Raw genomic sequence first — 9,577 nt, 5'->3', positions numbered from 1 at the left:
GGGTGGGGGTCACCGAGGCGGAGGGGCCGACGGTGGGTTGGTTCACCACTGTGCGTTCCAGGTTGACCTGGGCCTGGCCGGTGCCGCCGACGGTGATGTCGTCGTACGCCTGGAGCAGCTTCTCCTGGTCGAAGTAGAGCACCGTCATGCTCAGCGGGGTGGGCTGCTCGCCCTCCAGGCCGCGCAGGCCGGCGCCACCGGTCGAGCCCTCCACCATCAGCGTGGTGGGCTGCTGGCCCGGCACCTCGGGCAGCTTCTCCACCCGGCGGTCGTGGGTGTGCCCGGCCAGCACCAGCGGGCAGGTGCCGGAGAGCGGGCCGGCGGCGGACGGATCATGCACCAGCGCGATGTTCACCGGCCGTGGTGAACTGCGGACCGTCTCGGCGAGCTGCTCACCGTTGGCGATCAGCTCGTTGGCGGTCGGCGGGTTGAGCCCGCCGGCGGCGGGCGAGGTGCTCTTGTCCGGGGTGAACCGGGGGTCGCCGATGCCGGCGATGGTCAGCCCGGCGACGGTGACCGTGGCGTTGTCCAGCACTACCGCGTTCGGCTGCTGCGCCACCGCCGCCGCCGTACGCCCGGAGTCGTGGTTGCCGCGGATGTAGACGTAGGGCTTGCGGAGCAGGCTGATCGAGCCCACGTAGGAGGCTTCCGGTTCGCTGCCCCAGTCGGTGATGTCGCCGGTGTCGATCACCACGTCGATGGCGAACTGCTCCACCACCGTCCGGATCAGCTGCCAGGCGGCCGGGTTGAGGTGCATGTCGGAGATGTGCAGGACCCGGGTGGTGCCCGGTTCCTGCTCGAACACCGGCAGCGCCGAGACGGTGGTGTAGAGCTGGGTGACGTTGCCGATGAGGCGCTGGAGCTGCTCGGCGTAGCGGGTGTAGTCGTTGGCGATCTTTCGTACGTCACCGACGATCGCCGGGGCGTTGACGAGCAGCCCTTCGTACCGGGGTTCCTCGATCGACTGGGGGCGGATGGTCGCCGCGGCGGTGCCGAGGCTGCCGGCGGTGATCAGCAACGCCAGGCCACCGGCCCAGGCGGCCCGGCGGGTGTCGCGGAAGACCAGCAGGGCCAGCACCAGGGTGGCCAGGACGGCGGCGCCGATGGTACGCAGCCCGAGCCGCATCACCCCCTCGCGTACCTCGTCGACAGCCGACTGGGTGGCGCGGTTCAGGCTCGCCGGGTCCTCGAACAGCGCCTCGACCTTGCTCTGCTCCAGCGCACCCAGCTGCACGGTGAGGTGGGTGGGCCCGTTGTGGCTGTCCAGTTGCAGCGCGCCCAGCGGCGGGATGTCGACGGTGGTGCCGCCGTGGGTGGCGGGCGAGACCGACAGCTTCGCCCGGAACGGCCCGATGTCCGTGCCGACCTGCCCGCCGGCGATGACCCCGGCCAGCACCCCGGCCAACGTGACGGCCAGGACGGCCAGGGTGACACCGATGCCGCGTACGCTCCGGTGCCGCCCGGCGCGACGCGACGCCGCTGCGGCGCGCCGCAGCGGGGCGAAGGCGCGCGGGCGCGCCGCCGGGCTGTCCCCGGCCCCGTCGCGGCGCGGCTGCTCGTTCTCGTGACCGTCCATGCTGAGATTCTGACCTGCCCGCCGAAAGATCTTGGCAAACCTGGACCGAGAGGCCCGTGCGAGAACCTAACCGGCGGTCGCCGGCCGCGCCACCTGGGTACGGCCGGCCCGGCCAGGGGAGAAGCCGGCCGGCTCAGCTCCGGCCGGCACCACCACCGGAGAAGACCAGCCGCAGCAGCCGGTCGTCCTCGGCTGCCGGCCGGCCCCGCCCGTCATGGTTGGAGGTGCCGACCCAGAGCGAGCCGTCCGGTGCGGCGGCGATCGCGCGCAACCGCCCGTACTGCTCGGTCAGCAACGCGTGCGGCTGCCCGAGCACCGTGCCGGTCTCGGTCAGCTCGACCAGCCAGAGGCGCTGCCCGCGCAGGCAGGCGGTGGCCAGCGTACGTTCGACCGCCGCCAGGCCGGAGCAGGACGCCTCGTCGGTGGACCACTGCACGATCGGGTCGACGTACTTCTCGTCGCCGCCGCGTCCCTCGACCTCGGGCCAGCCGTAGTTCTTGCCCTTGCTGATCTGGTTGATCTCGTCCCAGGTGTTCTGGCCGAACTCGACCGCGTACATCTTCTCGCCCGCCCAGGTGATGCCCTGCACGTTGCGGTGTCCCAGCGACCAGACCGGGGAGTCCGGGAAGGGGTTGCCGGGCGCCGGCTCGCCGTCCGGGGTGATCCGCAGGATCTTGCCGCCGAGCTGCTCGGCGTCCTGCGACTGGTCGGTCTCCCCGGCGTCGCCGGTGGCGGCGTAGAGGTGCCCGTCGGGACCGAAGGCCAAGCCGCCGCCGTTGTGGATGCCGGCCTTGGGGATGCCGGTGAGGATCGGGGTGGGCTTCTCGCCGAGCCGGAACCGGGCGATGCGGTTGTCCCGTTCGGCGGTGTAGTAGACGAATGCCGTCCGGTCCTGCGCGAACTCGGGGGAGACGGCGATGCCCAGCAGGCCGCCCTCGCCGCCGGCGGCCACCTCGTCGATGGTCTGCACCTCGGTGACCTTCAGGCCGTCCGAGTTCGACTCCGGGCCGACCTGGAGGATCCGGCCGCTGTCGCGTTCGGTGACCAGAGCGCCCCCGTCGGGCAGGAAGGCGATGCCCCAGGGCACCTGGAGTCCCTTGGCCAGCACGGTGGCGACGACCTCCCGGTCGCCGGTGCCGGTGCTCGCCGACGGGGTGGGCAGGTTCGGTGGCTCGCCTGCCGGATCCGGATCCGGCTCACCGAGGCTGCATCCGGTGGCGGCGAACAGCAACGTCACGCAGGACGCGGCGAGGGCCGTGCGGACCTGACGGGCACGGGAGTACGGGGGAGCGCTCATCCGGCCCAGGGTAGCCCGCCCCGGCCGACGGTGCGGTCGTCGGCGTGGGGCACCCCCCGAACGGCGGCCCCGACCAGGCAGGCATATCGTCGGCGAGCGTGAAGGTATGGATCCCGCACGAGACCGGATACGCCCACGACCTGCTCGGTGACCTGCCACCGGAGGTCACCGTCGAGACGATGGCCGACCCCGCCCGGCTGCCCTCGTCCGCAGCCGACGTCCGGTTCTGGGTGCCGCCCTTCCTCGCCCAGCGGCAGACCACCGCGCTCCTGCCCGAGCTGCGCGAGCTGGCGGTGGTGCAGTTGCTCTCGGCCGGCGCGGACACCTGGGTCGGCCACGTCCCGCCCGGCGTCCAACTCTGTGACGCCCGGGGCGTGCACGATCCCTCCACCGCCGAGTGGGTGGTCGCCGCGATCCTGTCCCAGCTCCGCGCCTTCGGCACCCTGGCCCGCGCCCAGGCGCAGCGACGCTGGGCGTACGCCGAGGTGGCGCCGACCGACGAGCTGGCCGGCAAGCGGGTGCTTATCGTCGGCGCCGGCTCGATCGGCACCGCCGTGCGGGCCCGGCTCACCCCGTTCGAGGTGGAGTTCATCCTGGTGGCTCGCACGGCCCGGCCGGATCAGGGGGTGCACGGGGTCGCGGAGCTGCCCCAGCTGCTGCCGCAGGCCGACGTGGTGGTGCTGCTGGTGCCGCTCACCGACCAGACCCGGGGGCTGGTGGACGAGAAGTTCCTGGCCGCCATGCGTGACGGTGCGCTGCTGGTGAACGCCGCCCGGGGGCCGGTGGCGCGTACCGACGCCCTGGTCGCCGAGCTGCGCAGCGGCCGGATCTCGGCTGCGCTGGACGTCACCGACCCGGAGCCGCTGCCCGCCGAGCATCCGCTCTGGGAGATGCCGAACGTGCTGATCACCCCGCACGTGGCAGGCTCGGTGCGGGGCCTGCTGCCGCGGGCGTACCGGCTGGTCGGCCAGCAGATCCGCCGGTACGTGGCCGGTGAGCGCCTGGAGAACGTGGTGGCGAACGGCTATTGAGCCGACCTGCCGGTAGCCCCTGCGGGGCTATTGGGCCGACTGGATCTCGCCCTGGCCGGCCGCCGTCACCAGGCGGGGCAGGTCCGCGCCCCGGACCGCGGGCAGCACCAGCCGCTCGCCGTCGGTGAGCTGGGCGACCGCCCGCCCGCGCGGATCGGTGCCCAGCTCGGTCACCCGGTCCCAGGGGACGCGGCGCTGGCCGACCAGCGCACGCAGGCGCAGCCCGTGGGCGTCCGCGTCGGTGCCGGTACGCCAGGACCAGGCCGCCACCGTCAGTGGCACGAGCAGGATCGGCAGCAGGTACGCGCGGGCACTGGCCAACGGCAGGGTGCCGAGGGTGGCGACGATCGCCGCGACCAGGATGGCCTGGTGGTGCCGGAATCGCACGGTGTCGGAGCGGGCCATCAGTCGATGATCCCATCCGGGTCGCGCCGGGCCGTACCCGGCCACCACAGGCGATGTCCAGCGTGATCTGACTCACTGTCCAGGAGTCGTCACTCTTTGCGGATTGGCTCGTTCACGGATGGTGGGCGGCGAACTACCTTGTTCGCCGTCCGCGCACCGCCGCACCGCCCCCGTGTCCCCCTCACGAAGGCGAACGCCGTGCTCCTCCCCGCCGCGCTCCGCGCCACCGCCCACCGTTGGCTCCGCCGCTCTGCCCGCCATCCCGCCCTGCCGGAAGCCTGTGTCCTCGCGGTGGTCGCCGTGCTGGTCGCCATCGGCACGACCGGCCCGATGCCCGCGCTGGCCGTGGTGGCACTCGCCGGTGCCGCCGGTTCGACACTGGCCGGCGTCCGCCTGTCCCGCCTCGCCATCGACCCCGACGCGCAGTTCACCAACCTCACGGGCGGTCGGCTGGCCCGTCGTCGGGCCGCCCGACCCCGCCGGGCCGCCGCACTGCTGCACGCCGCGGTGGTGACCGCCGGCCTGACCGCTGCGGTGTTGCCGCTGGCCTCGCCGGGCTACCGCCCGGCGGTGGCCGCCACCGGGCTCGCCGGCACCACCGTCCTGCTGGGTGCCGGCCTGTTCAGCCTGCCGCGCCGGCCGCGTCCACCGACCCCGGTACGGCTACGCCGACTGCTCGACGGCGCGGTGGCCGGGTTGTGTCTGGTGTTCGTCGCCTGGCTGCTCCTGCCGTACGCCGGTGTGCCGGCGGCGGGGCGGCTGGCCGCTGCGGTGGGCATCGGGCTGCTCGCGGGTGACGTGCTGACCGTGCTGACCGGGGCGCACCGCCACACCGGTGCCGCCCGGTGCCGGGTCGGTGCGGCGCTGACCATGATCGCCCTGGTGTGGCTGGCCGCGCTACCGGCCGGCCCCACCGCCGGCCTAGCCGCGCTGTTGGCGGTGCCTGCGCTGGTGGTGGGCGTGCTGCTGATCGCCGACGGGATGCGGCACGTGGCACAGGCGGCTGGCGACCCGCCACGGGCGGCCACCCTGATCTGGCCGCGGACGCTGGTGCCGGCGGCCGGGGTGGTGGTCGCCACCGTCCATCAGTTGCAGGCCGGTCTGCTGCTCGACCGCGTCGCGGTGTCGCTGGCGCTTGCCGCGGTGGTCCCGCTGGTGGTCCGGGAACTGCTCAGCGGCGACGCGGAACGGCACTCACCACCCGAGCCCGCTGCGCCAACGCCCGAGCCCGCGGCACCGCCGCAGGCGATGCCACCTGCCGCTGCACAGGAGACGTCACCGTCTGATCAGGCTGGCGCAGTGGTGCGGCCGGTGCCCGCCGGCCGGGCCGCGTTGTTGTGGGCGTTGGCGGCGCGGCCGACGCCGGTGACCGGTGCCCTGCTCGTGGTCGACCTGCACCTGACCGAGCTGCCCGGGGTGGCGGCGCGCGACGACGTGACGGCCGAGGCGGTCCGCCGGACCCGGGCCCTGGTGGCCGAGGGTGACGAGGTGTTCGACCTGGCCGGTAGCGGCCTCGCGGTGATCACGACGGCCGGGCCGGTGCTCGCCTACGCGCTGGGAGCGCGACTGCTCACCGTCCTGGACCGGCCCTACGAGGTGTCCGGGGCGGTGCTGCGGTCGCGGGCCAGCGTGGGGCTCGCCGAACTCAACCCCGGCCCGCCCGAGGACGTGTTGCGGCAGGCCGACCTGGCCCGGCGGCGCGCCGCCCAGCTCGGCCGGGACCGGGTCGAGTGGTACGACGCGTACCTGGAGGAACAGCTGGTCCGCCGGCTGGAACTGGAGCGGGAACTGCCCGGCGCGGTCGCCCGGGGTGAGCTGGACCTGGTCTACCAGCCGGTGCTCGGGCTCGCCGACCGGTGGCCGGTCGGCACCGAGGCGTTGCTGCGCTGGCGCAGCCCGGTGCTCGGCACGGTGTTCCCGGCGGAGCTGCTGCCGGTCGCCGAGGATCTCGACATCGTGGGCGAGCTGGGCACGTGGGTGCTGGACCGGGCGTGCCGGCAGTTGGCGGACTGGTCGACCGGCGGCCGGCGACTGTGGATGGCGGTGAACGCCTCGGTACGCGAACTGACCTCACCGGATTTCGTGCCCCGGACGGTGGCGGTGCTCGACGCGTACGGCATCGGCACGGACCAGTTGGTGGTGGAGGTCTCCGAGCCGCGGGTGGGTGCCGAGTTGCCGACGGTGGTGGCGCGGCTGGCCGGGCTGCGGTCGATGGGCATCCGGACCGCCCTCGACGACTTCCGTGCCGAGCACGCCTCCCTGGCCCAACTGCGGCGACTGCCCATCGATCTGCTGAAGGTGGGGCCGGAGCTGACCGTGGCGCGTGACGCGGGGCACCGGCCGCTGCTGGACGTGGTGGTGACCGTCGCCGACCGGATCGGGCTGGAGGTGGTGGCCGAGGAGCTGGAATCGGCCCATCAGGTCGAGGGGGCGCTGCGGGCCGGGTGCCGCTACGGCCAGGGGTACGAGCTGGCCCGGCCGGCGACCGCGGAACGGGTCGAGGCGTATTTTGAGGAGTTTCCCACCACGTCACGGTGAGGATGAATGTTCACTTAACCGGTTCAGTGTTGGCTCGGTGGCGGGCCGGTGCTGCCGCGCGGGGTCAGGTGCGCCTGCTCGTCCTCCAGCCCGGCCGCCTCGGCACCCTCGATCACCTGTAACAACTGGGCGGCGGCGTGCCCGCCGTAGGCCGGGATGTCCCGACCGAGCGCGGTGAGCGGCGGATGCACCAACCGGCACAGCGGCGAGTCGTCCCAGGCCACGATGGACAGATCGGCCGGCACGGTGATCCCCATCTCCTGGGCGACGGAAAGTCCGGCGATCGCCATCACGTCGTTGTCGTAGATCAGCGCGGTGGGGCGCAGCCGCGAGCTGAGCAACCGACGGGTCACCCGCGCGCCCTCCTCGCCTGTGTAGTCGGAGGAGACGGTGACCGCCTCGGTCAGCCCGAGGCGCTGACCCACCTCGGTGAAGGCCCGGCTCCGGAGCGCGGTGTGCAGCAGGTCGGGCAGGCCGGCGACCCGGGCGATCCGCCGATGCCCCAGGGCGTAGAGATACTCCACGGTCTCCGCGAGCGCCGCCGCCTCGTCCGACCAGACGTGCGGCAGGCCGCCGGCGCCCGCCGGACCGCCGATCACCACGGCGGGCAGGCCCAGTTCTTCGAGTACGGGCACCCGCCGGTCACCGGTGCGCAGGTCGCAGACGAGCACGCCGTCGACCCGTCGCTCTCCCCACCAGCGCCGGTAGACCTCGATCTCGGCGTCCTGGTCGGCCACCACCTGAAGGGTCAGCGCGTACGAGCGGGCGGAGAGTTCCGCCTCCACGCCACTGATCAGCTCCATGAAGAACGGCTCGATGCCGAGGGTGCGGGCCGGCCGGGCGAGGATCAGCCCGATCGCCCGGGCGGTCGCGCCGGAGAGTGCCCGGGCCGCGCTGCTCGGGCTGAACCCGATCTCGGCGGCGATGGCGAGGATGCGTTGCCGGGTCGCCTCGGAGACGCCGGGTTGGCCGTTGAGCGCGTATGACACCGCGCCCTTGGAAACTCCCGCCCGCCGGGCGACATCCGCGATCGTGGGTCGCTTCACCCGCGTACGTCCTCCTGAACCTGCCTTGGCGCAGCTTGCGCGGTTCAGTCTACGGGCGTCGGAGCTGTCGATTCCGTGCCGTCCGCACGGGCGTCCCAGGCTGCGTCGAAAAGCGGTGTGACAGGCGTTTTCACGTCGGCATCCACCGTGTCAGGTTACGTGTCAGCCACTTTGTTAACCCGCCGTTGACACTGTGGGAGCGCGCCCGTACGGTGGCCTCACTTATCCGGTTCAGTCGACGTCTCTCGATCTAGGGAGCGTTCCCACGAGGTCTCGGAGGATGGGTCATGAGACGGTCTACCCCTCGTTGGCTGCGGGTCGCAGCCGTAGGTCTGACGGTCGGATCCCTGGTGGTGGCGTGCAGCGGGCGCAGCACCCAGGGCGGCTCCGGTGGTGACGGCGACGTCAATCTGACGATCAGCTTCTGGGGCGACTTCGGCCTCCAGGAATTGAAGGCGAAGTACGAGGCGGAGCACACCAACGTCAAGATCGCCCTCAACTCGGGCGAGTTCAACGCCCAGCACGAGGATCTCCAGAAGAAGCTGATCGCCGGCTCGGGCGCGCCTGACATCGCCGCCATCGACGAGGGCTTCATCGTCCAGTTCCGCAGCCAGGCGGACAAGTTCGTCAACCTGCTCGACCAGGGCGCCGGCAAGTACGAGAGCAACTACCTGCCGTGGAAGTGGCAGCAGTCGCTCTCGCCCGACGGCAACACCCAGATCGGCCTCGGCACCGACGTCGGTGGCCTGGCCATGTGCTACCGCACCGACCTGTTCGAGGCTGCCGGTCTGCCCACCGAGCGGGACGAGGTCTCCGCGCTCTGGCCCACCTGGGACGACTTCATCCGGGTCGGCCAGGACTACACCGCCAAGTCGAAGAAGAAGTTCATCGACAACGGCACCAACCTGTTCAACCCCGTCCTCGGCCAGCAGCCGGTCGGCTTCTACAACCCCGAGGAGCAGTTGCAGATGGAGGGTGGCCCCAGGGTCGCCTTCGACTACGCGGTGAAGGCCGTCGACGCCGGCATCTCCGCCAACCTCACCAGCTTCCAGGCCGACTGGGACAAGGGCTTCACCAGCGGCGCGTTCGCGGTGCTCGCCTGCCCGGCGTGGATGCTCGGACACATTCAGAACACCGCACCCGGCACCAAGGGCAAGTGGGACATCGCCGCCGTGCCCGGTGGCGGTGGCAACTGGGGCGGCTCCTTCCTCACCGTTCCCAAGCAGGGCAAGAACGTCGACGAGGCGTACAAGTTCCTGGAGTGGCTGATCCAGCCGGAGCAGCAGATCGAGGTCTTCAAGACGGTCGGCAACCTGCCGTCACAGCCGGGCCTCTACACCGATCCCGCGATCACCGAGTTCAAGAACGAGTTCTTCAGCTCCGCGCCGGTCGGGCAGATCTTCCCGAAGATGGCGCAGGCCCTGACGCCGCAGTACCTCGGCCGGAAGCACGGCCCGACCCGGGTGGCGGTGGAGAACGTGATCAACCGGGTGCAGAACGGCACGCTCAAGTCGGACGCGGCGTGGGCCGAGGCGATCAAGGAAGCCGAGAAGGCAAGCAAGTAGCCCGAGCCAGGGGCGGCGCGGGCAGCTGGCAGCCCGCGCCGCCTCCGCCCGTCCCACTGGAGTGTGCCCATGTCCACCACGCGCGCGGCTCCCGAACCGACCACCCGCCGCCCCCCGCC

The 9,577-nt window shown here is 72.3% G+C and carries 7 protein-coding genes; 3 read left to right on the top strand and 4 right to left on the bottom strand.

Features of this window, described 5'->3' with window-relative positions; all coding sequences use genetic code 11:
* Both C1I93_RS24570 and C1I93_RS24565 read right to left on the bottom strand, forming a co-directional pair.
* On the bottom strand, nucleotides 1-1,576 hold a 1,576-nt coding region (locus C1I93_RS24570), incomplete at its 3' end, for a metallophosphoesterase (RefSeq protein WP_111245654.1).
* Between the two features lie 133 nt (nucleotides 1,577-1,709).
* The gene (locus C1I93_RS24565; protein ID WP_111245653.1) at nucleotides 1,710-2,873 is read right to left on the bottom strand and encodes a PQQ-dependent sugar dehydrogenase; all 1,164 of its coding nucleotides are present in this window, start codon (nucleotides 2,871-2,873) and stop codon (nucleotides 1,710-1,712) included.
* Between the two features lie 98 nt (nucleotides 2,874-2,971).
* Here C1I93_RS24565 and C1I93_RS24560 point away from each other — a divergent pair, with 98 nt between their 5' ends.
* Nucleotides 2,972-3,904, top strand: a complete 933-nt coding sequence (locus tag C1I93_RS24560) for a 2-hydroxyacid dehydrogenase (protein ID WP_111245652.1) — start codon at nucleotides 2,972-2,974, stop codon at nucleotides 3,902-3,904.
* Between the two features lie 27 nt (nucleotides 3,905-3,931).
* Here the strand turns inward: C1I93_RS24560 and C1I93_RS24555 are convergent, their stop codons facing one another.
* Nucleotides 3,932-4,309 carry a PH domain-containing protein gene (locus C1I93_RS24555; protein WP_111245651.1) on the bottom strand — a complete coding sequence of 126 codons (378 nt, stop codon included), beginning with the start codon at nucleotides 4,307-4,309 and terminating at the stop codon, nucleotides 3,932-3,934.
* 198 nt (nucleotides 4,310-4,507) lie between these two features.
* Here C1I93_RS24555 and C1I93_RS24550 point away from each other — a divergent pair, with 198 nt between their 5' ends.
* Nucleotides 4,508-6,847 carry a bifunctional diguanylate cyclase/phosphodiesterase gene (locus tag C1I93_RS24550; protein WP_223256461.1) on the top strand — a complete coding sequence of 780 codons (2,340 nt, stop codon included), beginning with the start codon at nucleotides 4,508-4,510 and terminating at the stop codon, nucleotides 6,845-6,847.
* A gap of 23 nt (nucleotides 6,848-6,870) precedes the next feature.
* Here C1I93_RS24550 and C1I93_RS24545 read toward each other — a convergent pair whose 3' ends face one another.
* Nucleotides 6,871-7,893, bottom strand: a complete 1,023-nt coding sequence (locus tag C1I93_RS24545; protein WP_111245650.1) for a LacI family DNA-binding transcriptional regulator — start codon at nucleotides 7,891-7,893, stop codon at nucleotides 6,871-6,873.
* Between the two features lie 287 nt (nucleotides 7,894-8,180).
* Here C1I93_RS24545 and C1I93_RS24540 point away from each other — a divergent pair, with 287 nt between their 5' ends.
* The gene (locus C1I93_RS24540) at nucleotides 8,181-9,458 is read left to right on the top strand and encodes an ABC transporter substrate-binding protein (protein ID WP_111245649.1); all 1,278 of its coding nucleotides are present in this window, start codon (nucleotides 8,181-8,183) and stop codon (nucleotides 9,456-9,458) included.
* Nucleotides 9,459-9,577 lie beyond the last annotated feature (119 nt).

The organism is Micromonospora endophytica, from assembly GCF_003236305.1.
GTDB classification, from domain to species: Bacteria; Actinomycetota; Actinomycetes; order Mycobacteriales; family Micromonosporaceae; genus Micromonospora; species Micromonospora endophytica.
Note: the sequence above shows the minus strand (reverse complement) of the source record. Positions and strands in the feature narration are given on the sequence as shown.